A 23,245-nucleotide genomic window follows, 5' to 3' on the forward strand; every position below is an offset into this window, starting at 1 on the left:
GATGACAGACATGAGTGACCACGACCGAACCTCCTACGACACCGACGTCGTGATCGTCGGACTCGGGCCCGCCGGTGGCACGGCGGCGCTCGCCCTGGCAACCTACGGCCTGCGCGTCCACGCCGTCTCGATGTTCCCCTGGGTGGCGAACTCGCCGCGCGCGCACATCACCAACCAGCGCGCCGTCGAGGTGCTCCGCGACCTGGGCGTCGAAGACGAGGCACGCAAATACGCCACACCGTGGGACCAGATGGGTGACACGCTGTTCACCACGAGCCTGGCCGGCGAAGAAATCGTCCGGATGCAGACCTGGGGAACGGGCGACACCCGCTACGGGGACTACCTGTCCGGCAGCCCGTGCACGATGCTCGACATCCCCCAACCGCTGATGGAGCCGGTGCTGATCAAGAACGCCGCCGAACGCGGCGCGATCATCAGCTTCCACACCGAATACCTCGACCACACCCAGGACGCGGACGGGGTGACCGTCCGGTTCCGCGACGTCCGCTCGGGCACCGAATTCACCCAGCGAGCCCGCTTCCTGCTCGGTTTCGACGGTGCACGCTCGAAGATCGCCGAGGAGATCGACCTTCCCTTCCAAGGCGAACTGGCCCGCGCCGGCACCGCCTACGTGCTCTTCAACGCGGACCTGAGCAAGTACGTCGCTCACCGGCCGTCCATCCTGCACTGGATCGTCAACTCGAACGCCGGGTTCGGTGAGATCGGCATGGGCCTGCTGCGGGCGATCAAGCCGTGGAACCAGTGGATCGCCGGCTGGGGATTCGACATGGCCAAGGGCCAGCCCGACGTCTCCGACGACGTTGTCCTCGAACAGATCCGGACCCTCGTCGGCGACCCAAATCTGGACGTCGAGATCGTGTCCCGGTCTTTCTGGTATGTCAACCAGCAGTACGCCGAGCACTATCAGTCCGGCCGGGTGCTGTGCGGCGGCGACGCCGTGCACCGGCACCCACCGAGCAGCGGGCTGGGATCGAATACCTCCATCCAGGACGCGTTCAACCTGGCGTGGAAGGTCGCGTTCGTCGTCAAGGGCTACGCCGGGCAGGGCCTGCTCGAGTCCTATTCGCCCGAGCGGGTCCCGGTCGGCAAGCAGATCGTCGCTCGCGCCAACCAGTCCCGCAAGGACTACGCCGGGCTGCGCGAGTGGTTCGACTCAGGCAGCGACGATCCGGTCGCCGCCGGTCTGGAGAAGCTGAAGGAACCCACACCCGAGGGGGTCGCCCTGCGCGAGCAGCTGTACGAGGCGCTCGAGGTGAAGAACACCGAATTCAACGCCCACGGCGTCGAACTCAACCAGCGCTACGCCTCCTCCGCGGTCGTCCCCGATCCCGAGGCGGGAGACGAGGTGTGGGCACGAGACCGGCAGTTGTACCTGCAGGCCACCACCCGGCCCGGCGCGAAGCTGCCGCACGCGTGGCTGGTCGGCGCCGATGGCACCCGCATCTCCACTCTCGATGTCACCGGGAAGGGAATGATGACCCTGCTCACCGGAATCGGCGGCCAGGCGTGGAAGCGTGCCGCCGCCAAACTCGACGTGCCGTTCCTGCGGACCGTGGTCGTCGGTGAACCCGGCACCATCGACCCCTACGGCTACTGGCGGCAGATCCGCGACATCGACGAGGCCGGTGCCCTCCTCGTCCGCCCCGACGGGTACATCGCGTGGCGGCACAGCGCCCCGGTCTGGGACGACAGCGAAGCACTGACCAGCCTCGAGGACGCAATCACCGCAGTCCTCGACCGCCCGTCCGGCAGCAGCGCACCGGCCCCGGACGCCACGCAGGAGCCGCAGTACAACACCCAGGCCGTGCCGATCACCGTCCCGCACACCACCCCCGCGGACGCAGCACCCGCCTCCGCTACCAGCACCACAACCGAGGGAGTAAACCGATGACCCGCCCTTACACCAGCGTCTGGAACGACCTGAACCAGGTCGAATTCAGCCAGGGCTTCATCCAAGCGGGCCCCTACCGGACCCGGTACCTGCACGCCGGCGACACCTCCAAGCCGGCACTGATCCTGCTGCACGGCATCACCGGGCACGCCGAAGCATACGTCCGCAACCTGGCCGCCCACGCCGAGCACTTCAACGTGTGGGCGATCGACTTCATCGGCCACGGTTACAGCAGCAAGCCCGATCACCCGCTCGAGATCAAGCACTACATCGACCACGTCCTGCAGTTCATGGACGCGATCGGCGTGGAGAAGGCCTCGTTCTCCGGCGAATCGCTCGGCGGCTGGGTCACCGCCCAGTTCGCGCACGATCACCCGGAGAAGGTCGAGCGGATCGTGCTCAACACCATGGGCGGCACCATGGCCAACCCGAAGGTGATGGAACGCCTCTACACCCTGTCCATGGAGGCAGCGAAGGACCCGAGCTGGAAACGCGTCCAGGCCCGGCTCGAGTGGCTGATGGCCGACCCGGCGATGGTCACCGACGACCTGATCCGCACCCGGCAGGCGATCTTCCAACAGCCGGACTGGCTCAAGGCCTGCGAGGCGAACATGGCCCTGCAGGACCCGGAAACCCGCAAGCGCAACATGATCACCGACGCCACCCTCGAGGGCATCACCGCGCCCGCGCTGGTGCTGTGGACCACCAAGGACCCCTCCGGTCCCGTCGACGAAGCCAAGCGGATCGCCTCCCACATTCCCGGCGCGAAGCTCGCGATCATGGAGAACTGCGGGCACTGGCCCCAGTACGAGGACGCGGACACGTTCAACCAGCTGCACCTGGATTTCCTGCTCGACCGCGCCTGATCACCCCGTGGGTGTCTGCCACCCCGAGCAGGCACCCACGAATCGGCGCCCCCACATAGCCACCCCGATCCCTCGCACTCCCGGTCGACGAACCGCGCGAGAACCAGAAGGAAACAGACGATGCCCGTAGCGCTGTGCACGATGTCGCATTCCCCCCTCATGGGACGAAACGACCCGGCCCAAACCGTGATCGACGACGTCGATGCCGCGTTCGAGAATGCGCGCACGTTCATCGCCGACTTCGCCCCCGACCTGATCGTGATCTTCGCCCCGGATCACTACAACGGGGTCTACTACGATCTGATGCCCCCGTTCTGCATCGGTGCCGCGGCCCAGTCGGTCGGCGATTACGGCACCGAATCCGGACCACTGAACGTCGACCGCGACGCTGCCTACACGGTCGCCCGGGAAGTCCTCGCCAGCGGAGTCGACGTCGCGTTCTCCGAACGCATGCACGTCGACCACGGCTTCGCCCAAGCCCTGCAACTGCTGGTCGGCTCGATCACCGCGGTCCCGACCGTGCCGATCTTCATCAACTCCGTGGCCGAACCACTCGGCCCGGTCAGCCGCGTCCGACTGCTAGGCGAGGCCGTCGGGCGGGCCGCGGCAAACCTCGACAAGCGGGTGTTGTTCGTCGGATCCGGTGGGCTGTCCCACGATCCGCCGGTACCGCAGTTCGCCACCGCCCCCGCGGAGGTGAAGGAGAAGCTCATCGACGGTCGCAACCCCACCGAGGCCGAGCGCAATGCCCGCGAACAGCGGGTCATCGACGCCGGTCGCGACTTCGCTGCCGGGGTGGCCACCATTGCGCCCCTCAACCCGCACTGGGATCGCCACCTGCTCGACGTTCTCGCCTCCGGCGAGATCGAGCAGATCGACTCCTGGACCAACGAATGGTTCGTCGAACAGGCCGGGCACTCCTCCCACGAAGTACGCACCTGGATCGCCGCGTACGCGGCGATGAGCGCCGCCGGGAAGTACCGCGTCACCTCGACCTTCTACCGCGAAATCCCGGAATGGATAGCCGGATTCGGCATCAGTACCGCCGTCGCCGTCGACGAATAGACCCCGCCGCTCCCATCACGCCGACCAAGGAAAGGGGCCCCGGATGACCTCCGTCCGCCCAGTAGACAATCACCTGATCGAGGATGCCGCAGCACGGCTGGCCGACGCCGAACGTGCTGGCGCCCCGTGCACCCCGGTACGGGATCTGATCGGGCGGAACGACATCGACACCGCCTATCGCGTCCAAACCCGCAACGTCGACGCGGCGGTCGCCGCCGGTCACCGGATCGTCGGCCGCAAGATCGGCCTGACCTCACCCGCGGTGCAGGCCCAACTCGGTGTCGACCAACCCGACTTCGGGGTGCTGTTCGACCACATGGACGTCAGCTCCGAGCTACAGGTCAGACGGTCGCGGATGCTGCAACCCCGCATCGAGGCCGAGATCGCCTTCATTCTCTCGCGCGACATCACCGACCCGATCACCAGCGAGGACGCCCCCGAGTACGTCGCGCAGGTGGTGGCGTCGTTCGAGATCGTCGACTCCCGCATCGCCGACTGGGACATCAGCCTCGCGGACACCATCGCCGACAACGCCTCCTCCGGCCTGTACGTCCTCGGCGCGTCGATTCCCCGCACGCAGGCACCGGACCTGTCCGCCATCTCGATGACGATGACCGAGAACGGCACCGAAGTCTCCAGTGGGGTGGGGGCGGACTGCCTGGGCAGCCCCTGGAACGCGCTGGTGTGGTTGGCGAACACCAGCCTGTCCTACGGCTCCCCCCTGCGCGCCGGTGAGGTCGTGCTCTCCGGGGCGCTGGGCCCGATGGTCCCCGTCGTCGCCGGCGCCACCTACGCCGCCTCCATCACCGGGATCGGCGACGTCCGGGTCTCGTTCACAGACTGAAGAAGGAAGCAGAAACCCATGAGCACCACCAAAGTAGCGGTCATCGGATCCGGAAACATCGGAACCGACCTGGTCATCAAGCTCGAGCAGGTCGCGAAGAACGTCGAGATCGCCGTCCTCGTCGGCATCGACCCGGCCTCCGACGGACTCGCACGTGCCCGCCGCCTGGGCATCAGCACCGTCGACACCGGGGTGCAGGGGCTGATCGAGCACCCCGAGTTCGACGACATCGAAATCATCTTCGACTCCACCTCCGCCAAGGCGCACCTGACCAACGCAGAAGCATTGCGCCCCTACGGCAAGCACCTGATCGATCTCACCCCCGCCGCGATCGGCCCCTACGTGGTGCCCGCGGTCAACCTCGACCAGCACCTGGGTGCCCCCGACGTGAACATGGTGACCTGCGGCGGCCAGGCCACCATCCCGATCGTGGCCGCGATCTCCAAGGTCACCGACGTGCACTACGCAGAGATCGTCGCCTCGATCGCGTCGAAGTCCGCCGGCCCCGGGACCCGCGCGAACATCGACGAGTTCACCGAAACCACCGCGAAGGCCATCGAGGAGGTCGGCGGCGCCGCGCACGGCAAGGCGATCATCGTCCTCAACCCCGCCGACCCGCCGCTGATCATGCGCGACACCGTCCTCGCCCTGGTCAGCAACCCCGACCAGGACGCAATCCGCCAGTCGATCACCGACATGGTCGCCACGGTGGCCGCCTACGTACCCGGCTACCGACTCAAGCAGGACGTGCAGTTCACCGAACTCGGCGGCGCCGACACGGTCGCCACCCTCACCGGCGGCGCCGACATCGGCTCACCGGTGTGGAAGGTATCGGTGTTCCTCGAGGTCGAAGGCGCCGCCCACTACCTGCCCGCCTACGCCGGAAACCTCGATATCATGACATCCGCAGCGCTCCAGGTCGCCGAAAAGCTGGCCGAGCGCACAGCATTGGAGATCGCACGATGAGCACCACCACCCCGACCGCCGACGACGGCGTCACCCTCTACATCCAGGACGTCACCCTCCGCGACGGCATGCACGCCACCCGCCACCACATCACCCCCGAAAACGTCGCCGTCATCGCCGGCACCCTCGACAGCGCCGGCGTCGACGCCATCGAGGTCTCCCACGGCGACGGCCTCGCCGGGCACTCCCTGACCTACGGGCCGGGCAGCAACACCGACTGGGAATGGATCGAGGCCGCCGCCGCGGTGGTGCACCGCGCCAAGCTCACCACCCTGCTGCTCCCCGGCATCGGGACCGTCGCCGAACTCAAACGCGCCCGCGCCCTGGGCGTGCAGTCGGTGCGGGTGGCCACCCACTGCACCGAGGCCGACGTCTCCGCCCAGCACATCAGCACCGCCCGCGAACTCGGCATGGACGTCTCCGGCTTCCTGATGATGTCCCATCTCGCCGAACCGCAGCAATTGGCGGAGCAGGCCAAACTGATGGAGTCCTACGGCGCGCACTGCGTGTACGTCACCGACTCCGGCGGCCGGCTCACTATGGACGGTGTCCGCCAACGTGTCCGCGCCTACCGCGACATCCTCGATGCCGAGACCCAGATCGGTATCCACGCCCACCAGAACCTGTCGCTGTCCGTCGCCAACTCCGTTGTCGCGGTCGAAGAGGGCGTCACCCGGGTCGACGCCTCCCTCGCCGGGCACGGCGCCGGTGCCGGCAACTGCCCGATCGAACCGTTCGTCGCCGTCGCCGACCTGCACGGCTGGAAGCACAATTGCGACCTGTTCGCCCTCCAGGACGCCGCCGACGACGTCGTCCGACCCCTGCAGGACCGTCCGGTGCAGGTCGACCGGGAAACCCTCACCCTCGGTTATGCCGGGGTGTACTCGAGCTTCCTGCGGCACGCCGAAACGGCCGCAAAACAGTACGGGCTCGACACCCGGCAGATCCTGCTCGCCGTCGGCGAACGAGGACTGGTCGGCGGCCAGGAAGACCTCATCACCGACATCGCCCTCGACCTCGCGGCCCGTCAGTAGGAATGCACATCGGCCGACGGGTCGCCCTGGTCACCGGGGGGGCAGCCGCGGCATCGGGGCGGCCGCCGCACATGCGGTGGCCGCCTCCGGCGCCGAAGGATCGTCCACTACGGATCCGATCGGACGGCCGCCGCTGCGATGGATGACAGCAATACGGCTGCCGGGCATCTCGCGCCCGCCGTCCAGGCCGACCTGTCCCGACCCGAGGGGCCCGAAGCGCTGATGCGGAAGTTCGACTCCGAACTCAACGGTCTCGGGCTCGACCGGGGGCTCGACATCCTCGTCAACAACGCCGGGATCAATCGGTGCGGAGCGCTCGAGCGCGTCACTGTTGAGGATTTCGACCGACTGGCGCGCTCAACCAGCGAGTCCCGTTCTTCGTGACTCAGCACGCCCTGCCCCGCATGCGCGACGGCGGTCGCATCGTCAACATTTCCTCCGGATCCGCCAGACCCGACGTCATCAGTTACGCCAGGGGGCGATCGAGGTGTTCACACCCGCCCTCGCCGTAGACATCGGCGAACGCGGCATCACCGTCAACGCCGTGGCACCCGCGGCCCTTGACACCGACATGAACGCACGCTGGCTTCGCGGTGACGACCATGCCCGCGCTACCGCCGCCTCCACCACTGCGCTGCGCCAACTCGCCACCCCGGACGACATCGCCGCGGTCGTGGGTTTCCTGCCCGACTTTTCGTTGTTCCGGCAGGTCGAAGAGCCAACTGCCCGACGTGCACGACCTCGTGCACAGAGGAACGACACCCGGTGCGGGGCCGGGTGCCGTTCCCGACGGTTGTTACGCCGCCAACCTGACGGTTGTCACGCCGCCAACCCGAAGCTTGAGCCGAGCACTTCGTGCAGGACGGGCAGCAAGTGCTGCTGACCTGTCGGCACTATGACGACCAGCAGGAGGATCACGAATGTGGTCTTCCAGAACATTCTGCCGCAGGACCGGACCGTATGGCGCACTGCGGCCGCCGCGGCACAACCGACGGCGCTCGATCCGACCGTCCTAGTCGACGATGTGCCTGTGGTGCGGGTCGATCCGATCATCGCGTTACACGATGTGCTCGGCAGCCCGGGCCCGGATGCGGCGGCGGCCGCCGAGCATCTGCGTCGGGCGATCCTGGATGGAACCTGGCGTGGCTGACGTCGTGCGGATCGATGCCGCCTCCAACGCGGCGGACCTGGGGCCCAAGTGCGCTGGCGGATCTCGCTGCCGCCGCCGCGGGCAAGAATCACCGCATCATCGGCGGTCATATGGTGCACATCCTCAGCCATGTGTATCCCACCGAGGCGGCGGTGGCGCGGGTGACGGCGGACGCGGATGCGGGCACCCCTGGCCGTAGATCTCCTCGTGCCGCTGACGACCGGCCGGCGCATGGACACCGTGTACTCCCGAAGCATCGCGTGAACTACGTGAAAGACAGCATCGGGAGGGCTGAAGATATTGATCGCTTTTCGACACCGGTCGTCTTTTGTAGGGTCAGTGGGCTGGCGGGGGTGCTGGTTTCGGTCCGTCGGTGCCGGCCCGGTGGTCGCGCTGCTGTGCGGGGATGGCGTCGGCGGGGGCGGGTTCGGCGAGATAGGAGCCTTGGGCGAGGTCGCAGCCGCAGGCGTGGAGGGTGTCGAGTTGGATCCGGGTTTCCACTCCGTTGCCGATGACGGTGGCGCCGTAGGCACGGGCGATGGTGACGAAGGCGGTGACGACGGCCTCGGGGCGTGGCCCGGGGAGGGCGGTGATGTAGGACCTGTCGATTTTGAGGGAGTCGAAGATCGGGTAGCGGATGAGATATCCGAGTGGGCCATGTCCGGTGCCGAGGTGATCGAGCAGCAGCACGACCCCCATCTCGTGCAGCGCGGTCAGGGTGCCGACGGTGCGGGCGGTCACCGACGCCGACGCGGTCTCGCTGATCTCGAGGCCCAAGCGGTGCGCGGGCAGCCCGGTGTCGGCAAGGATGTCGGCGACCTGGTCGGCGAAGATGGGGTCGCGCAGTTGCACGGTGCTGACGTTGACGTGGACGCGGACGTCGGTCCCGGGGTGCGTCGGCCAGGCGACACCTTGCCGGCAGGCGGTGCGCAGCCCCCAGGAGCCGAGAGGGCCGATCAGGCCGGTCCGTTCTGCGACGGCGACGAACTCGGTGCGACTGATGTTCCCGAGGGTGGGGTGCGCCCACCGGACCAGGGCCTCGACCGCGACGACGGCGCCGTTCCTCAAGGCGACGATCGGCTGGTAGAGCAGGGTCAGCTGGTCGCGGTCGAGTGCGGTGCGCAGGTCGGTGGACATTCGCAGCACCCGGTCGGCGTCGTAGCTGTCGCGGTCGCCCGGGTGGTAGAGCGCGTGACCGCCGGCGCCGGCGCTCTTGGCCCGGTACATCGCCAGATCGGCCCGCCGGATCAGCTCGTCGGCGGTGCAGGTTGGGTCGGAGAGGGCGATGCCGATGCTGGCGCGCAGCGGCACCGGGGTTCTGGCGGAGTGGTCCGGGGTGCGCAGGGCTGTGGTGATCCGGTCGGCCAGTTCGGTCGCGGCGTCCGCGGTGCCGATGTCCTCGCAGACGAGGACGAACTCGTCGCCGCCGAGGCGGGCGACGGTGTCGGCCGGGCGGACGGCCCCGACCAGCCGCTCCGCCAGCCGGATCAGGGCGGCGTCGCCGTGGGCGTGGCCGAGGCTGTCGTTGACGACTTTGAAGTCGTCGAGATCGACCAGCAGCAGAGCGAGCAGGGTGTGGTCCTGGTGGGCGGTGTGGAGGGCGGCGGTGATCCGCCGGTACGCGGCGGTGCGGTTCGGCAGCCCGGTGAGCGGGTCGCGGCTGCTCTGCTGCCGCACCCGGGTTTCGGTGTCGATCCGGCCGATCGCAGCGGACAGCACGGCCGCGACCGCCCGCAGGAACGCGACGTCGCGGTCGGTGTAGTCACGGGGGTGGGCGCTGTGCACGGTAAGCACCCCCCAGCGGGTTCCGTCGCCGATCGGCACGCTGATGCCGCTGCGCAGCCCGCGCCCGGCCATCGTGGTGGTGGCGAACCGGGTTTCCTGCTCCCGGTTCGGGCAGACCACCACCTCGCCGGTGGCCAGGGCGTACCCAGGCTGGGATGCCGACCCGGTGGCGAAGGACCGCGGTTGCGGGGGGTGTCCGCGGTAGGCGAGGACCTCGAGCGCGTCGGTGTCGGTGATCCGGGAGATGGAGGCGCACTGCACCCCGATCAGGGAGGCGGCCGCACCGGTGGCGGCGGGCAGCAGGGTGTCGAGGTCGGCGTCGACGGCGAGTTGGCCGAGCTCGGCCAGGGCGTGTTGTTCACGGGCCCGGTGCGCGGCCTCATCGAGGGCCTTCCGGAATCGGCGATCGTGGGTGCGGCGGTGGCGGCGGTCGCGCGCGATGATGGCGATCACCGCCGGGCCGGCCTCCCCGTCGCGCACGGTAAAGGTGGAGATGGACACCGGGATTGGTGCCCCGGTGCCGAAGTGTCGCAGCTCGCTGATTCCCTCCCAATGCCCGTCGCAGGTCAGGGCCGCCTCCACCTCGGGGGTCTGGGCCAGCCCGGCGTCGGTGAGGAACTCGGCGGTGGTCCGGGCGCGGGCGTCCGCATCGTCGTGCAGGCCCACCAGTCGGATTCCCGCCGAGTTGAGAAACACGATGCGGCCGGAGACGAAATCCGACACCATCACCAGGTCCGTGGCACGCTCGAACACCGACCGCCACAGGTCCGGGTCGGCCGAGTCGAATCCCATCTGTACACCTTCCTCATCCGACAGGTCGGCGAAATGACTACCGCCGATTCGTCGACGCATGATCGCGACGCGCCAGCGTGAGCGTCGCGACCGTAGGTGCCAGACCGATCTGCGGCCACCCGGCGGTGAGGGTCACCGACCGTACCGGCGCCGGGGTGTCGATCCAGTACTGCGGCTCGGTGCGGTACGTGCACAGTCCGGCCGTGCACGCCTGCAGATCCGGGTGGGCGAGGTACGGGTCCGCGACGGCGATCCGGTCCGCACCCGCGCACACCCCGAGGTAGGACCACCGCGCCGACCGATCCGCCGGGTCGGTCAGCGTGCGGGTCTCGTGGCGGGCCCGCTCGGCCGGGATGCCGGTGACGGTCAGCGCCAGGTACACCGCGAGCCCGCTGCCGAACCCGACGATCCGCCCCAGCTCCAACGTCAGGTGTGGGTCTGCGGCCAGCACGCGGCGACCGTGCACCCGGACACCCCCGCATGGGGGCGGAGGGTTCGCCGGCCAGCGTCGTCGATGCACAGCCCGATCGTCCACCCCCCACGGTGGCCGCAGCAATGCATGAAACCTGTGAATATCCTGAGGACCCGCGGAACGCCGACCGTGGACTTCGCCGACCTCCGGGTAGGCGGCTGTTACGACGTTCCGGTTGCGGGTCCACAGCTCGGGATCGTGGCCTGCGCCGACCGCGGCGAGCACCCGGCACCCCAGGGCGATCCGCCGCGGCAACCGCGGATGCGCCGCCGCGTACACGGTGCCCATCCCCCCGACGCCGACCACGCGTTCGATGGTGTACCCGGCGAACACCTCACCCGGCCTCAAGATGCCGCGCTCACCCATGCCGTCACCACCTCACCCGGATGCCTCGCCGTCCTCAGTCAACACCGACCACCTCCGCCACGTCCGGGCATCAGCCAACCGTTGTCCGCGGGTCACGGCGGACAGGCTTTGTGTCAGCGCCGCGACGGTCCCCGACGACGGGGCCGCACCGGAGGGGGCCACCGGGGTAGGGTCATCGATGTAGTGGACGGCACACAGCCCGGGACGGGACTGCACTTCGACGTACTCGGCCCGGTGCAGATGATGATCGACGGGATCGCCCCACCGCTGGGTGGCCCCAAGCAGCGTGCCGTGCTCGCGGCCCTGATCATCAACCGCAACCACCCGGTGTCCGCCGAGGCCCTCGCCGACCGGGTGTGGAATCATCGGCCGCCGCCCGAGGCCCGGGCGAGCCTACAGGTGTTCATCTCGAATCTGCGTCGAATTCTGCGCCATGCCGGGGTCGATGCCCGGGCCGTGCTGGCCAGCGCGCCGCCGGGGTACCGGCTCATCGTGCCGGACCAGGGTTGTGATCTGGGACGATTCCTCGCCGAGAAGAGGGCCGGGATCCAGGCCGCCGCCGCCCGGCGATTCGAGGACGCGAGCGGGCACCTGGCCGCCGCGCTCGCCGAGTGGAAGGGCCCGGCACTCGACGATCTCCGGGATCTGGAGTTCGCCGAGACGTTTGCCGCCGCGATCGAGGAGGAGAAGGTGTCGGCCCTCGCCGCCCGCGCGGAAGCCGAGATCGTGTGCGGACGAGCCGAGGCGGTGATTCCCGAGTTGGTGTCCCTCGCGTCCGTCTACCCGCATCGCGAGCCGTTGTGGGGTCAGCTGATCACCGCGCTGTATGTGTGTGGCCGACAGTCCGACGCCCTCGAGGCGTGTCGCCGGCTGCGCTCGAACCTGGCCGAGGAACTCGGCATCGATCCGGGCCGTGATCTGTTGGAACTGGAGGGCCGCATCCTGCGGCAGGAATCATTGGCGGTGACCGAGACCGCGCTGGCGACCGCCGCTCATACGGTCACCGTCCTCGAGACGCTGGAACGCGCCCTGGCCGCGCAGCTGCGTGATCGTCAGGGCCATGTCTTTCGGATCGGATCGGCGGGGGTCAGGATCGGCCGGATGCCCGACAACGACATCGTGCTCGCACAGGGCAAGGTCAGTCGCCACCACACGATCATCGTGGACACCGGGATGAACTTCGTGTTGCGGGACCTGCGTTCCTCGAACGGTGTGTACGTGGGCGGAAACCGCGTCGTCGACAGCGTCTGGCTCGTCGATGGTGACATCATTCGGATCGGCGACACCGAGCTCGAATTCCAGATCGTGCTCGAATAGCGCAGCGCCTCCAACCCCCGACGCGTGCGTCGTCGTGCTACCCGACCGGTGTTCCGCCTCGCGGCATCACCACCGGGCCTTGACGCTCCGGGTGCCTGTCGCGGAGCGACACCGACGGGCACACCCCACCGACCGGTTCGTCTCGGGTACGGCAACCGACTCGGCGGGGCGTGTGGCGGGTGAATGGCGTCGGCGATGATGAAGCCCGCCTCGTACGGCGAGTAGGAGGACTCGCTCAGGAAATCCAGTCCGATGTCGTAGAAGTCGTAGCCGCTCTCGAAGTCCCCGCAGACCGCGTAGCCCAGCGCCACCGCGTAGTAGGCCGAGTCGTAGGGGATGCCTTCTTCGTCGAGGGCGGTGAGGTACACCTCCTCCGGCGCATAGCTGGTGGCGTTGGCGACCCCGACCCCACCCACGGCGGCGACGCCGAGCACGGCGGTGACGGTGGCGACGCGAGCGGCGGACTTGACGGACTTGACGGTCTTGGGGAACATGGCGGGTCCTTTTCATTGGGTTGCCATTGGCTGGTATGAAAAGGATCTGGGATGTCGCTTGTCGGATTCTGAACGAAAACTTGTGATGGTCTCCGCGAGCTCGACGCGGCCTGGCGCCGGTCACAGCGGGAGGACCGCTGCATCAACGGGTTCGGGTGTGATGCCGCCTCGGCTCCGCTCCGTGACTCGACGGTCTCGGAGGATCCCGAGCCGATCGGACCCGGGTCGGATGTCCCGCTCGGCCGGGTCGGTCTAAGTGAAACTGGCGCCGCGCGTCCACTTCATGGTGCGCAATGCCGACGACAACGCCGGGGCGATCGGACCGATTCGTTTCGAGAAGGACACGATTTGGTCGTGGTAGTCGCCTTCAACTTGGAAGTGTTTGCAGCGATATGGGATTCGCACTGACAGGGCGGCGTATACGGCGTCCGTGTCGGTGACCGCGCGTCCCTGACCGCGCGGATGGGAGGCGCGAAGGGTGGACTCGGCCCGCTCGCGGAGTTCGGCCAGCAGTTCATGCTGTTGTGTGCGGGGGAGGGACTTGGCATTGTCCGGCAGCATCGAGAGGGCGCCCTGCGCGGCGCGTGTGATGGCGTCGTGGTCGGGCTCGTCGGCTTTGGCCGCGCGCAATGTGTTTTCGACCGCCGCCCGCAGCCGTGCCCTCAACTCCAGGTCGGACGCCCGGTAACTCGTATAGGGGACCATGCCGAGGGCCCGGCGCTGCTCCGTGGCCACGATTGTCTCACTTACGAGTTGGTCCCGGGCCAGCCGCTCGGTGGGCCGCGGGTCGGTGCCGATCCAGTGTTCCCAGGTGCGCGGGTGTGAGGCGGAGATCTGCGCGATCAGATGTTGCTCCAGCGCGCCCGGAAGCACCGGGGTGGACTCGATGACCGCGCGGCCCTTGCGATCCGCTACCTCGCCGGTCAGGTAGAGCTCGGCAAGAACCCCCGCACGGACGAGTGCGCCGAGTTCGTCGTACTCGGCGATGAGCCCTTGGGGGCGTGTGCAGAGCAGATACAGGCGCTTCCACAGCGAGAGGGGAGGCACACATCCCATTCCAGCCCTGATGCCGCCGTGACCGAATCAGGCAACGGCGGGTCGCTGATGATCCAGCGGAACAGCGGCGATGTCTGGATCACCGATACGCTGATGCGTTTGCCACGTGACCATCACCAGGTGATCTCGCACCACCGCAGCATCAAGGGTGGACGAATTCATAGAGCTGAAGCTTCGGGGAACGACGAGTTGTGGTGCGAATGGCATACTGCCCGCGAACTTTTGACTGCTGACGCTCAGCGTCTTGGTCACGTGGTCGGATGTGGGTACGGCGCCCGAATCGCGGGTTGCGCTTGTCCGCGAGACCGGGATCGAACTGACGAGGCTGCGTGCGGCTGCCGCGAGTACCAACACGTCGAGGGGTGTGTTCGCGTTGGTCGAACGGTCAACCGGGGTAAGGATCGCTCCGGTGTTGCTCGACGACGGATCGTTCACGGTCGCCGACATCAGATTACCCGGGTTGAATGTGCCGGCGCACTCCGTGCCACCGGCAATCGAACCACTGAGAACCCGTTCCCGCTATGGATAGACATCTGCGCCTGCACGCGGAATTCTTCGCGATCACCGTGCGTGGAACAATGCCGGACCCCCGTTGGGCACGCCGCCCGGCGCGGGCCGTCGAGTTCTGGTTCAGGCAGATGCAGTCGTGACGGCCGGCGGAACGCCGCGGGCTGGCGGAAGGTATAGGCGTCTGCCGTGGCGGCCGAGGTGGATTCCCGTGTGCGACCGACTCGTGCCCCGTGAGTGTGCCAAGTCATACACTCCAATTGGCTCACATACAGCGCAGAGGTCCGACCGAAGGCGGTGTTGCCGATGGGTGGTGCGGAACTCGAGCCGGGTGACGTGTTCGCCGGCTACACCATCCAAAGGGTGTTGGGGGTCGGCGGGATGGGCGCTGTGTACCTCGCGCGCGATCCTCACCTGCCTCGGAACACCGCCCTCAAGTTGCTGGACCGGAGCCTGACCACCGACGACTGTTTCCGCTCCCGCTTCGAGCTCGAGGCCGACCACGCGGCGCGGCTGGAACACCCGAACATCGTGTCCGTTTTCGACCGAGGCCGGGAAGCAAATCAACACTGGATTGCGATGCAATACGTCGCCGGAACCGATGCCGCGGTGGCGCTGCGTGAGGGTCCGATGGACCCGCCGCGCGCCGTGCACATCATCGCCGAAACAGCCAAGGCTCTGGACTATGCGCACGAGAACGGCGTGCTGCACCGTGACGTCAAACCGGCGAACATTCTGTTGGGCATGTCGGGCGCCGGGCAACCCGAGCGGGTACTGCTCACCGACTTCGGTATCGCCAAGGCCCTCGACGAGACGCAGCACCTGACCAGAACCGGGTCGCTGGTGGCCACCCTGCAGTACTCGGCGCCCGAGGCTTTCCAAGGCATCCCACTCGACCTGCGCGCAGACGTGTACTCATTGGGATGCACCCTATTTTGCCTGCTCACCGGACACCCCCCGTTCACCGGAAGCACCCAGGAAGTCATGCGCGGTCATCTCTGTGGTCCCGTACCGCGGATCAGCGCTGTGCGCGGTGATCTTCCGCCGACCTTCGACGACATCGTGTCCGCAGCTCTGACGAAGCGCCGTGAAGACCGGCTGCCGAGCTGCCACGCACTTTCCGCGGGCGTTCAGCTCGCCCTGTCACGCATGCAGTCCGCGCAGACGGCCAAGCAAATCCTCACGCGGAGGCAGACGGCGAACGTGCACGCCGCACCCGATACCCCGACGAGTCGGCAGCCGACGCCACGCCGGCAAGGGCAACAGCTTCCCCCTCCGGCACCGCAACCGCCCCCGCCGCAGAGGAACAGCGTTCCACCCCGGCGGAAACGGGCCGGGGTTCTGCTTGCGCTGGCCCTCCTCGCACTGCTGGCAGTCGGTGCCGCGGTGGTGTTCGTCAGCTGGCCGAACCGGTCAGCGACGCAGACCACCTTGCCGTTCGAAGGCCTCGACTATCCGGTCGGCGTGGCGGTCAACACTGCCGGCGATCTCGTCGTCGCCGACAGCAACAACAATCGAGTCCTGAGACTGGCCGCGGGCACCGGCGCCCAGGAGGTACTCCCGTTCACCGATCTCGACCACCCGTCGGGGGTGGCGACCAACGGCGCCGGCGACGTCTTCGTCGCCGACACACGCAACAACCGGGTGCTCGAGCTCGCCGCGGGAGCCACGACCCAGACGGTGCTGCCGTTCACCGGTCTGGCTGGGCCCGCCGGAGTGGCGGTCAGCGACGCGGGTCATCTTTTCGTCGCCGACAACAACAACAACAGAATTGTCGCTCTGCCAGCGGGTGCTGCGAGCCCGCAGGTGCTGCCGTTCTCCGACCTGCACGGACCGGTCGGGGTGGCGGTCAACTCCGGTGGAGACGTATTCGTCACCGATACCGACAACAATCGCGTGCTCTTCCTGCCCTCCGGCGCCACCGACCAGACCGTGCTGCCGTTCACGGGCCTCGCGTCCCCGACCGGTGTGGCGGCAGATTCCACCGGTGTGTTTGTTGCCGACTACGGAGGCGGCCGCGTCGTCGCACTTCGGGCCGGTGCCGATACGCCGGCCGTCGTCCCGTTCACCGGACTGCACGGCCCGATCTGGGTCGCGGTCACGGCCACCGGTGATCTCGTCGTCACCGACGGCGACAGAGTGCTGCAACTGTCGGGCGACGGTTGATCTGGTCGCCGGCCGAGCGCGGTCAGCCACCACCGGCGACTTGGAACGAGCCGTACCAGTTTCCCCAGTCCTGGGACGTGACACCGTTGGCCGTCGATCCTTGGTAGGAGCCGAGACCGGGAGAGATCTCGATGATCACCACCCCGCCGCTCTGCTGGGAGATGACCCCCGCGTGCACACCGGCCGTGCACACGCTGGAGTCATCGGTGTAGGTGCCGGAACCCCACACGGAGCCGAAGGTTCCTCCTGGCGGGCAGTCGAACGACGCTCGCCCTCCGTCCTGGCCGCGGAAAGCCTCGGCGGTCATACTCCAGTCGGCGGGTGGCAGCGCCTGCGTTGTCGGCGGCTGCGTCCGCGGGGGTGGCGCCACCGTAGTCCGCGGCGGTGGGGGTGGCGCCGCTGTGGTCCGGAGGGGTGGCGGTGGCGCGACTGTCGTTCGGAGCGGTGGGGGTGGCGCCGCTGTCGTTCGGAGCGGTGGGGGTGGCGCCGTCGTGGTACGAGTCGGCGTCGTCGTCGGTTGCTGCGGTGTCCCGCTGCCGACGTTGATCACCACGGGTGTCCCCGTCACGATGTTGATGACCGTGAGCTGGGTAACCGGCGTCGGCGCGGGCTGCACGACGACGATCTTGTCCGGCTCGAAACCCGGCCACCGCTGCCCGGTGTATGTCGGGGCTGCTTTGGTGGGCTGAGGCGGCAACAGCGGGTTCCCGCACTGGCACCGAACCCTCGGTACACCGCGGTCGTCGACGAGGACTGCCGTCCCGGCCTGCAGCACGGACTGCAACGGTGTCGGTCGGTCATTCTCGTACCCGTGATTCGTCACCCGGGTATCGGAACCGAGAATCACGGGCGTGAGCGACTCGACATAGGCGCGGACATCGGTGATATCCAACACCTCGCCGAACGCGGCCCGCTGCCCCGGATTCTGCTCGAGGAATCCGATCAGTTTCGGCTTGTCGCAGACCGACAACTCGAGGGAGCCACCGTAGATTCCGGTTCGGTCGCCCGGCACGGCAATCAATCCGGGCCGTCCCGGATCCGGCGCACTGGGAGCCATCGTCGGCATCGATTCCGGCAGCGTGGTCGGCGCATCGGGCGGAACCACCGGCGGCGTCCACGGAAACGGCCCCTCGGATGCCGCCGCCTCGAGCAACACCTCACCCTCATCCGCATCACCCCTCACGAACAACAGATAGCCGCCGACGAGCAGTCCGATCAGCACGGCGGCGATCAACCCGACCAGCAGAGGCCAGCGGCCACCGCCCGGTGAACGACGAGGTGGCGGTGGAGGTGGAGGACCAGGGGGCTGCCCACCGGCGGGCGGCCACTGCTGGGCGTGCGGTTGCCACTGTTGGGCCTGAGGTTGCCACTCAGGCCCGCTGGGTTGCCAGTGCGGACCGCCTGGCGAACCCGGATTTTCGCTCATGGTGCACCGCCGTCGACCATGCCGCCGGATTTTCGCCTACGATACCCCCCCAAACCGGGCCCCACGAGAACCGGTGTCGACGGCGCCCAGTTGGCTCTCCGGCTTGCGCAGGCGGTAAACGACGACCCGGACAACGGTCCACGAACCCGTTGATCGCGCCTGATCCCGGATTGTTGCTTCCCGACGTCGACGCGGGAAGTGCTCACCGCACTTCTCAGCGAGGTACTCGACGCGCTGGACGAACGCCTCTCGGCCACCGTTCGCTGCGGGCGGACTGTCAGTCAAGCAAGGACCGGACTGTCAGTCAGGCAAGGACAGGGTGTTCGGCGAAGAAGGCGTCGGCCGAGGGTAATCGGTGACCGACTGCCCCCAGAATCCGGTGACGAGACCTGTCAGCTGACCGTCACCGTTTGAGCGACGGCTCCGCTGCTGTCGCACACCACGGTCACGGTTTGCTGGCCGGGAGGCGTGCGGAGAATAAGAACCAGGTTGCCCGATTCATCTACGAGGTCCTCAACGTAGAACGGCGTGTTGTCCGCGTCGGCTCGACACCACTCCCATGGCACCGCGCCGGTGATATTCACATCGACTCCGCCTGGGATGCCCCAGATGTTAACCAAGTAGCCCTGGGCAGGTCCTGGGGCTGGGGCCGGGGCCGGTCCGGGTCCGGGGCCGGTGGGTGCGACCGTGACCCATTGGCCGTAGCCTCCGCTGCGGTCGCACGCCACTGTCACCTGGTGGTCGCCGGGCTCGGCTGGAATATAGAAATCCAGATAACCCGCATCGTCTACTACGCCGCCAAACGTGTAGCCGTTGTCATTGACTAGGCAGTTCTCCCCGGGGGTACCGTCGGTGACATATACATCGACCTCGCCGGCATTGCCATATATCTCGACAGTTCCTGCGGCTGAGGCTATTCCATGTCCGAAGAGCGCCAGCGGAATCGTAGCGCCGACACATATCGCGGCGCGAAGGCCGGTGTGTCTCTTGATAGAGCCGGCGATTCGGGGCGCCGGTGTGGCGGTGGCGACGCGAGCGGTGGACTTGACGAACGTGGGGAACATGGTGGGTCCTCTTCTATGAGTCTTAGCAGGTACGAAAAGGATCTGGGATGTCGCTTGTCGGATTCTGAATAGAATCTTGTGACGGTCTCCGCAAGCTCGGCGCGGCCGGGCGCCGGTCCAAGCGGGAGAAAGGCCGCGTCGACGGGCTCAGGTTCGACGCCGCCTCGCATGGCGCCGTGGACTGGAAGGTCGCGGCGGATCCTGAGCCGATCGACCAGGACATCCATGAGCGGCCGAGCAGCGCGACGCGGCTTCAAGGTGGCCCCTTCGCGGGAAGAACCAGCACGTCTATCCGCCCCGCACCGGCACCCTCAACTGACATGGAGACGGGCTAACAGGGACAGGAAACTGCTCAACCCGATCCGAGCACACGGGCAACCAGTCCGCCGGAACATCGGGACCGCCGCCCCACACCGGGTCACGACGGAGGTGGTGGTGGAACGGCCAGGTGGGACATCTTCTCTGCGGCAGTCATCGACAACCGACTCACCACCACCCCGTCAACCAGGTGTTCGCCTTCTTTCAGGACCTGGCCAACGCACTCTCTACGCCAGGAATGTGGTCTCCTACGAACAGGTCTCGGGAAACGGCGGTGAGGTGGGGCCGTCGTGCATCACATTGTCAAGGTCGACGGCCGCCGGCTCGCGGTCACCGAGTAAGTGACCGACGTACAGCAGGGCAAGTACCTGCGTCGCCGGGGCATCGACACCCCCGCGCCCTTCGAGACCGAAATCCGCTTCGCCCCGGCAGGGGCCGGGGGCCCCGCGTCGCCTGGCACCAGGAGTCCGGGAAGTTCGGCGGCCACCTCGGCAAGATCCCCGATGGTGTCGTCGCGAAACTGTATGCCCGCAGCGCCCGCAGCAATCTCGGGAACGCGAAGACCGTCTCGACGACATCCACACCGTCAAGGCGGAGCCGAAAGGCCCGGGGCGGACTCACTGAGACCATCACAAGGTTCTGTTCAGAATCTAACAAGCGGCGTCTCGGATCCTTTTCCTACCAGCCAAGGTACTCACCGAAAAGGACCCGCCATGTTCACCAGTCTGAAGAAGTCCGCCGTCGGCGCCGCCGCCGTCGCCGCCGTTCTCGGCGCCGCCGCGTTGGGCGCGGTCGGCACCGCCAACGCCACAAGCTATCTGTCGCCGGAGGAGACATACCTGACCGCCCTGGATGCGGAAGGCATTTCCTACGGCTCGTCCTACTACGCGGTGGGGTTTGGCTACGAGATCTGCGGGGACTTCGAGAGCGGCTACGGCTTCTTCGAGATGACCGAGGCGTACCTGAACAAGTCCGACTATTACTACACGCCGTACGAGGTGGGCTTCTTCATTGGCGACGCAGTGGGGGCGTTCTGCCCGCAATATGCCTACGAGATCCCAGCCTGATTCCCCGTCGCACCGCCCCGCCGCGTTGGTGGCCGCACGCGATGCGAACCGGTCGACGGGGCATAGACCGGCCCTGCCTACCGTCCGACGGTTGGCCTGCAAGGGCACTGGTCGACCGCGATCTGGAATGCGAACTCGTGGCCGCCGATCCGAACGATGTCACCGTCGGTGAGCCGGACGCTGTCGACGACGCGGTTGCCGCGCACGGACACGCCAGTCGGGGAGCGCAGGTCTTTCCCACAGTGGCTCGCCACCTGTCGATCCGAGAATCCGGGTCGTTGGCACAGACGTACAACAGGCGCCTACGGCGACGACGACGGCACACCAACTCTGGAACTCCCCGAGGCGCGGCTTCGATCCGCATTGTCGACTGCGAATATGCCGACTCACATCGAACGCGGCACACCCGCCCGGACGGGCACGATCTGCCCTCCCGAATGTACAAGGACACCACATGCAGACACTGCAACCCATCTTCGACAAGCGCGAGCAGCTCGCGCAGATACAAAGCGGACTGTTGCAGGGGGAATCGGTCATCGCCGTCTACGACTGCATCGGCACCGGTACTGGGTTCGTTGCCCTGACCGATCGGCGTGTCATTTTGCAGGACAGGAGCTTTGTCGGCAACAAGACCGCGATCACGTCGATTCCATACGGCAAGATTCGTTCGGTCTCCGTCGTCAGCAACAAAAGTTGGGCGGGCGCCTTCTTCTCCGGCGGCAGCATCGCGATCGATGCCGGCAAAGTGCACACGGCAGAGTTTCGCGGTATGGACAAGTCACGCCACGTCCATGACGTGATTCTCTGGCACATCACGCGTTGACCAAAACCAACAGGGAGCCTCGGCGTCTTCTGAAGAGACAACCCCCACACGCCCTCGGCGAACTCTGGGGTTGCGTATTGGGCCTGTGACGAGGACGGAGCACCACTCCTGACGTCTGGGAATCACAGGCGGGCGTCCCGTTCGGTCGTCTCAGCACGGCTCGGCACAGCTCGCGCGGCGGGGCGGGGTCCTTCTTGGCGCTTTCACTGGCCAGTCCTGAAGGCGGGCAGCATGGTTCGGGTGGGGCACCCGTGCTGGCGGCGGGGCTGGCACCCAAGGAGGGTGGGAAGTTCGACGAGGCGCCCTGGCGGGAGCTGATCGCCGGGTGGTTTTAGGAGGTCGGCGACCGGGCAGCGCGGGCGGTGACGTGGCCGGCGATCGCGGCGCACCACGACTGGATCGACGGACAGTCGAAGTCGACGGCAACGGTGGCGACAATCGCGCAACGCCTGCGTGACGACCACGCCGCAACGGTGTCGCAATCGACCGTTCGACGTTATGTGGCAGCGTAAATCGACGATGATGTGGCGGAGTCAAAGGTCACGGTGCCCCGGGTGTGGTCCCGCACGGCGACGAGGCCAGCTGGACTACGGCAAGCTCGGGATGTGGCGTGATCCGGCCACCGACCGTCGGGTGGCGGTGTGGGTTCCGTTGTGGTCAAGCCCAAACGGACGGCCGACCCGCCAGGAGGCGCTCAGGAGCTTTTGGTCCCCGGGCGCCCACTGTCAGTTTCAGAAGGGCACCCGCACGTGATCGTCAGTCGACTGCACGAGCCCCGCGACGGGATTCACGCACTCGGAGCGGTGAAAGCTCACCAGACCAGGCGTCGGAACTCTGGCAGATCGAGCAGTTGGCGGACGCACATCGCCTCGGCCCGCGCGGTCAAATCGTCCAGCTTCGCGAGCAGCGCCGACGTGGCGGTCGCGGGATCGAGGTGTATCTGTTCCGCGACCCACCCCTGAATCGTTTCGCGATTCATCGTCTCACCGCCAATTCGGTTGAGCGTCCATCCGGGCAGGTGGTGCCGGTTGGCCTGGTTGGTGCTCTCGTCACCCAGTGTCCGCGCGGCTGAGCCGCAGGTCCAGCGGATAGACCTTCGCAGCGGGCACCGGCCACTGACTGCGCAATCCGAGTGGCTCGGTCGGGGAGTGCCGTGTGGTGTTTACGAGGTAGAGAACGCCTGCGACCCATGATCGTGTGATCCTGGGGCCAGTTTGACGGCACGTGATCCGGATGCTGTTAGCGCGGTTGACAACACCCAGCCTGAGCCGCGGTTCCGACCGCGGCTACCCACGACGTCATCGATGGCACGAGCTGTCATGCCATCGTGTCCGTTCGCGGCTACTTCGTGCCGAAGACTCGTTCCAGCATCGCGGTGTCCGCGGCGGACTGGAATTTGACGACCTTCCCATCGCGGAAAGTGAGCACATCGGCTTCGTCGGCGGACTCCCCACCGGCGGCGACTCGGGTGAGAACGACAACGACATCGTCGTCGGCGAGAAAACGCTCTGGTGTTGTCGTTGTGGACTTCTCGGCCAGTTTCATCCACATCGCGCCGACCTCCGGTTTGCCATGGAACGTGCCGCTGACGGTGCTGTTGCCGGGCGAGATCCACTCGATGTCGTCGTCGAAGAAACTCATAGCCTTCTCGGCATCGCCCGCCGAGTACGCGGCGTACCCATTCTTGGCGGTCTCGATGTTTTGCTGTGCTGACATGGCTGCCCCTTACGTTGGTCCTGTAGCCCTACCCGAGTA

Annotated in this window: 23 protein-coding genes and 1 pseudogene; 14 read left to right on the forward strand and 10 right to left on the reverse strand. The window is 67.2% G+C overall.

Annotated elements, in window-relative coordinates; all coding sequences use genetic code 11:
- Position 1: 1 nt before the first annotated feature.
- From JVH1_RS35285 to JVH1_RS35325, 9 genes are all read left to right on the forward strand, one after another.
- Positions 2 to 1,912 carry an FAD-dependent monooxygenase gene (locus tag JVH1_RS35285; RefSeq protein WP_009473128.1) on the forward strand — a complete coding sequence of 637 codons (1,911 nt, stop codon included), beginning with the start codon at positions 2 to 4 and terminating at the stop codon, positions 1,910 to 1,912.
- On the forward strand, positions 1,909 to 2,778 hold the full coding sequence (locus JVH1_RS35290) for an alpha/beta fold hydrolase (protein WP_009473127.1): 870 nt from the start codon (positions 1,909 to 1,911) through the stop codon (positions 2,776 to 2,778). Before JVH1_RS35285 ends, JVH1_RS35290 begins: the two co-directional genes overlap by 4 nt.
- A gap of 120 nt (positions 2,779 to 2,898) precedes the next feature.
- A complete protein-coding gene (locus JVH1_RS35295; protein ID WP_009473126.1) occupies positions 2,899 to 3,843 on the forward strand; it encodes a 3-carboxyethylcatechol 2,3-dioxygenase in 945 nt (314 codons plus the stop codon).
- Positions 3,844 to 3,886: 43 nt separating this feature from the next.
- Positions 3,887 to 4,687, forward strand: a complete 801-nt coding sequence (locus JVH1_RS35300) for a 2-keto-4-pentenoate hydratase (RefSeq protein WP_009473125.1) — start codon at positions 3,887 to 3,889, stop codon at positions 4,685 to 4,687.
- Between the two features lie 18 nt (positions 4,688 to 4,705).
- Positions 4,706 to 5,653: an acetaldehyde dehydrogenase (acetylating) gene (locus tag JVH1_RS35305; protein WP_009473124.1), complete on the forward strand. Its 948-nt coding sequence runs from the start codon at positions 4,706 to 4,708 to the stop codon at positions 5,651 to 5,653.
- Positions 5,650 to 6,687 (forward strand): 4-hydroxy-2-oxovalerate aldolase, encoded by a 1,038-nt coding sequence (gene dmpG / locus JVH1_RS35310; RefSeq protein WP_009473123.1) that lies wholly within the window; start codon positions 5,650 to 5,652, stop codon positions 6,685 to 6,687. The genes JVH1_RS35305 and dmpG overlap by 4 nt, the downstream gene beginning before the upstream one ends.
- 138 nt (positions 6,688 to 6,825) lie before the next feature.
- The gene (locus tag JVH1_RS35315; RefSeq protein ID WP_009473122.1) at positions 6,826 to 7,071 is read left to right on the forward strand and encodes an SDR family oxidoreductase; all 246 of its coding nucleotides are present in this window, start codon (positions 6,826 to 6,828) and stop codon (positions 7,069 to 7,071) included.
- A 103-nt stretch (positions 7,072 to 7,174) separates the two neighbouring features.
- Positions 7,175 to 7,570, forward strand: coding sequence for an SDR family oxidoreductase (locus JVH1_RS35320; protein ID WP_009473121.1), 396 nt, complete (start codon positions 7,175 to 7,177; stop codon positions 7,568 to 7,570).
- A 39-nt stretch (positions 7,571 to 7,609) separates the two neighbouring features.
- On the forward strand, positions 7,610 to 7,837 hold the full coding sequence (locus JVH1_RS35325) for a hypothetical protein (RefSeq protein WP_009473120.1): 228 nt from the start codon (positions 7,610 to 7,612) through the stop codon (positions 7,835 to 7,837).
- A gap of 336 nt (positions 7,838 to 8,173) precedes the next feature.
- Here JVH1_RS35325 and JVH1_RS35330 read toward each other — a convergent pair whose 3' ends face one another.
- Together JVH1_RS35330 and JVH1_RS35335 are read right to left on the reverse strand one after the other, a co-directional pair.
- On the reverse strand, positions 8,174 to 10,414 hold the full coding sequence (locus JVH1_RS35330; RefSeq protein ID WP_009473119.1) for a bifunctional diguanylate cyclase/phosphodiesterase: 2,241 nt from the start codon (positions 10,412 to 10,414) through the stop codon (positions 8,174 to 8,176).
- A 37-nt stretch (positions 10,415 to 10,451) separates the two neighbouring features.
- Positions 10,452 to 11,252 (reverse strand): serine/threonine protein kinase, encoded by an 801-nt coding sequence (locus tag JVH1_RS35335; RefSeq protein WP_009473118.1) that lies wholly within the window; start codon positions 11,250 to 11,252, stop codon positions 10,452 to 10,454.
- 183 nt (positions 11,253 to 11,435) lie between these two features.
- On the opposite strand from JVH1_RS35335, the gene JVH1_RS35340 reads away from it, so the two are divergent.
- On the forward strand, positions 11,436 to 12,569 hold the full coding sequence (locus tag JVH1_RS35340; protein WP_009473117.1) for a BTAD domain-containing putative transcriptional regulator: 1,134 nt from the start codon (positions 11,436 to 11,438) through the stop codon (positions 12,567 to 12,569).
- Between the two features lie 242 nt (positions 12,570 to 12,811).
- Here JVH1_RS35340 and JVH1_RS35345 read toward each other — a convergent pair.
- The 3 genes and pseudogenes from JVH1_RS35345 to JVH1_RS35355 all read right to left on the reverse strand — a co-directional run.
- Positions 12,812 to 13,063: pseudogene (locus tag JVH1_RS35345) on the reverse strand (DUF732 domain-containing protein); the annotation flags it as partial.
- 252 nt (positions 13,064 to 13,315) lie between these two features.
- On the reverse strand, positions 13,316 to 14,119 hold the full coding sequence (locus tag JVH1_RS35350) for a GPP34 family phosphoprotein (protein ID WP_083849696.1): 804 nt from the start codon (positions 14,117 to 14,119) through the stop codon (positions 13,316 to 13,318).
- Between the two features lie 27 nt (positions 14,120 to 14,146).
- Complete coding sequence (locus JVH1_RS35355) at positions 14,147 to 14,371, reverse strand: hypothetical protein (RefSeq protein ID WP_371113070.1); 225 nt, start codon at positions 14,369 to 14,371, stop codon at positions 14,147 to 14,149.
- A gap of 10 nt (positions 14,372 to 14,381) precedes the next feature.
- On the opposite strand from JVH1_RS35355, the gene JVH1_RS35360 reads away from it, so the two are divergent.
- Both JVH1_RS35360 and JVH1_RS35365 read left to right on the forward strand, forming a co-directional pair.
- Positions 14,382 to 14,648, forward strand: a complete 267-nt coding sequence (locus JVH1_RS35360; RefSeq protein ID WP_371113103.1) for a DUF6461 domain-containing protein — start codon at positions 14,382 to 14,384, stop codon at positions 14,646 to 14,648.
- A 284-nt stretch (positions 14,649 to 14,932) separates the two neighbouring features.
- Entirely contained in the window at positions 14,933 to 16,792 is a 1,860-nt protein-coding gene (locus JVH1_RS35365; RefSeq protein WP_043777735.1) for a serine/threonine-protein kinase PknD, read from the forward strand.
- A 22-nt stretch (positions 16,793 to 16,814) separates the two neighbouring features.
- Here JVH1_RS35365 and JVH1_RS35370 read toward each other — a convergent pair whose 3' ends face one another.
- Entirely contained in the window at positions 16,815 to 18,026 is a 1,212-nt protein-coding gene (locus tag JVH1_RS35370) for a DUF6777 domain-containing protein (protein WP_009473112.1), read from the reverse strand.
- Between the two features lie 584 nt (positions 18,027 to 18,610).
- Positions 18,611 to 19,282 (reverse strand): hypothetical protein, encoded by a 672-nt coding sequence (locus tag JVH1_RS35375; RefSeq protein ID WP_016880952.1) that lies wholly within the window; start codon positions 19,280 to 19,282, stop codon positions 18,611 to 18,613.
- Between the two features lie 1,031 nt (positions 19,283 to 20,313).
- On the opposite strand from JVH1_RS35375, the gene JVH1_RS35380 reads away from it, so the two are divergent.
- Positions 20,314 to 20,667: a DUF732 domain-containing protein gene (locus tag JVH1_RS35380; RefSeq protein ID WP_009473109.1), complete on the forward strand. Its 354-nt coding sequence runs from the start codon at positions 20,314 to 20,316 to the stop codon at positions 20,665 to 20,667.
- Positions 20,668 to 20,744: 77 nt separating this feature from the next.
- On the opposite strand, the gene JVH1_RS35385 is transcribed toward JVH1_RS35380, so the two are convergent.
- Positions 20,745 to 20,921, reverse strand: coding sequence for an FHA domain-containing protein (locus tag JVH1_RS35385; protein ID WP_337460123.1), 177 nt, complete (start codon positions 20,919 to 20,921; stop codon positions 20,745 to 20,747).
- Between the two features lie 200 nt (positions 20,922 to 21,121).
- Between JVH1_RS35385 and JVH1_RS35390 the strand changes: the two genes are divergently transcribed.
- Positions 21,122 to 21,490: a PH domain-containing protein gene (locus tag JVH1_RS35390; RefSeq protein ID WP_009473107.1), complete on the forward strand. Its 369-nt coding sequence runs from the start codon at positions 21,122 to 21,124 to the stop codon at positions 21,488 to 21,490.
- Positions 21,491 to 22,301: 811 nt separating this feature from the next.
- On the opposite strand, the gene JVH1_RS35395 is transcribed toward JVH1_RS35390, so the two are convergent.
- Together JVH1_RS35395 and JVH1_RS35400 are read right to left on the reverse strand one after the other, a co-directional pair.
- Positions 22,302 to 22,469, reverse strand: a complete 168-nt coding sequence (locus JVH1_RS35395) for a hypothetical protein (RefSeq protein WP_009473105.1) — start codon at positions 22,467 to 22,469, stop codon at positions 22,302 to 22,304.
- A 362-nt stretch (positions 22,470 to 22,831) separates the two neighbouring features.
- Entirely contained in the window at positions 22,832 to 23,206 is a 375-nt protein-coding gene (locus JVH1_RS35400) for a nuclear transport factor 2 family protein (RefSeq protein WP_009473104.1), read from the reverse strand.
- Positions 23,207 to 23,245: the final 39 nt, after the last annotated feature.

The organism is Rhodococcus sp. JVH1 (assembly GCF_000280725.2).
Lineage (GTDB): Bacteria > Actinomycetota > Actinomycetes > Mycobacteriales > Mycobacteriaceae > Rhodococcus_F > Rhodococcus_F jostii_A.

What these genes read in the sequence shown, in the direction of transcription:
- JVH1_RS35380 (WP_009473109.1), top strand. Translation starts at nt 20,314, where the DNA reads ATGTTCACCAGTCTGAAGAAGTCCGCCGTCGGCGCCGCCGCCGTCGCC.
- JVH1_RS35365 (WP_043777735.1), top strand. Translation starts at nt 14,933, where the DNA reads ATGGGTGGTGCGGAACTCGAGCCGGGTGACGTGTTCGCCGGCTACACC.
- JVH1_RS35390 (WP_009473107.1), top strand. Translation starts at nt 21,122, where the DNA reads ATGCAGACACTGCAACCCATCTTCGACAAGCGCGAGCAGCTCGCGCAG.
- JVH1_RS35300 (WP_009473125.1), top strand. Translation starts at nt 3,887, where the DNA reads ATGACCTCCGTCCGCCCAGTAGACAATCACCTGATCGAGGATGCCGCA.
- JVH1_RS35395 (WP_009473105.1), bottom strand. Translation starts at nt 22,469, where the DNA reads ATGAATCGCGAAACGATTCAGGGGTGGGTCGCGGAACAGATACACCTC.
- JVH1_RS35400 (WP_009473104.1), bottom strand. Translation starts at nt 23,206, where the DNA reads ATGTCAGCACAGCAAAACATCGAGACCGCCAAGAATGGGTACGCCGCG.
- JVH1_RS35285 (WP_009473128.1), top strand. Translation starts at nt 2, where the DNA reads ATGACAGACATGAGTGACCACGACCGAACCTCCTACGACACCGACGTC.
- JVH1_RS35305 (WP_009473124.1), top strand. Translation starts at nt 4,706, where the DNA reads ATGAGCACCACCAAAGTAGCGGTCATCGGATCCGGAAACATCGGAACC.
- JVH1_RS35290 (WP_009473127.1), top strand. Translation starts at nt 1,909, where the DNA reads ATGACCCGCCCTTACACCAGCGTCTGGAACGACCTGAACCAGGTCGAA.
- JVH1_RS35295 (WP_009473126.1), top strand. Translation starts at nt 2,899, where the DNA reads ATGCCCGTAGCGCTGTGCACGATGTCGCATTCCCCCCTCATGGGACGA.
- JVH1_RS35350 (WP_083849696.1), bottom strand. Translation starts at nt 14,119, where the DNA reads ATGGGATGTGTGCCTCCCCTCTCGCTGTGGAAGCGCCTGTATCTGCTC.
- JVH1_RS35315 (WP_009473122.1), top strand. Translation starts at nt 6,826, where the DNA reads ATGGATGACAGCAATACGGCTGCCGGGCATCTCGCGCCCGCCGTCCAG.
- JVH1_RS35375 (WP_016880952.1), bottom strand. Translation starts at nt 19,282, where the DNA reads ATGTTCCCCACGTTCGTCAAGTCCACCGCTCGCGTCGCCACCGCCACA.
- JVH1_RS35335 (WP_009473118.1), bottom strand. Translation starts at nt 11,252, where the DNA reads ATGGGTGAGCGCGGCATCTTGAGGCCGGGTGAGGTGTTCGCCGGGTAC.
- dmpG (WP_009473123.1), top strand. Translation starts at nt 5,650, where the DNA reads ATGAGCACCACCACCCCGACCGCCGACGACGGCGTCACCCTCTACATC.
- JVH1_RS35330 (WP_009473119.1), bottom strand. Translation starts at nt 10,414, where the DNA reads ATGGGATTCGACTCGGCCGACCCGGACCTGTGGCGGTCGGTGTTCGAG.